This window comes from Paenibacillus sp. 22594, assembly GCF_052044425.1.
In the GTDB taxonomy this organism is placed as follows: Bacteria; Bacillota; Bacilli; order Paenibacillales; family Paenibacillaceae; genus Paenibacillus_AQ.
This window is the reverse complement of sequence record NZ_JBQENA010000059.1, coordinates 1-359: the sequence shown is the minus strand read 5'-3', so window position 1 is coordinate 359 and position 359 is coordinate 1. Positions and strand designations below refer to the sequence as shown.

Genomic DNA, 359 nt, shown 5'->3' with positions numbered 1-359 from the left:
CTGGGCGTAGAGCGAGTCGGTACGCAGGACAGCTTCTTTGAACTGGGCGGGGACTCGATCAAGGCGATACGGATCGTGTCGAAGCTAAGAAGCGCCGGATATCAAATCGCTATCAAAGATATCATGCAAAAGTATACCGTTGAGGCGATTAGCTATGCGGCACAAAAATCTGCTATAGAGGAACAGTACGAACAAGATGAAGTAAATGGCACCGTACCGCTGACACCGATCGTCAGGGAGTTTGCCTCTTGGAAGCTTTCTAAGCCGCATCACTTCAATCAGGACATGCTGATGGAGATTGATCTGGAAGAGGAGAAACAGCTTCGGGAAGTGCTAGATGCCCTTACGGCGCATCATGA

General features: G+C 49.9%; 1 protein-coding gene. It reads left to right on the top strand.

The genetic code is table 11. From position 1 onward, the window contains the following. The coding region (locus tag ACTJKB_RS30990) for a phosphopantetheine-binding protein (protein WP_440838052.1) at nt 1–359 on the top strand (359 nt) is incomplete at both ends.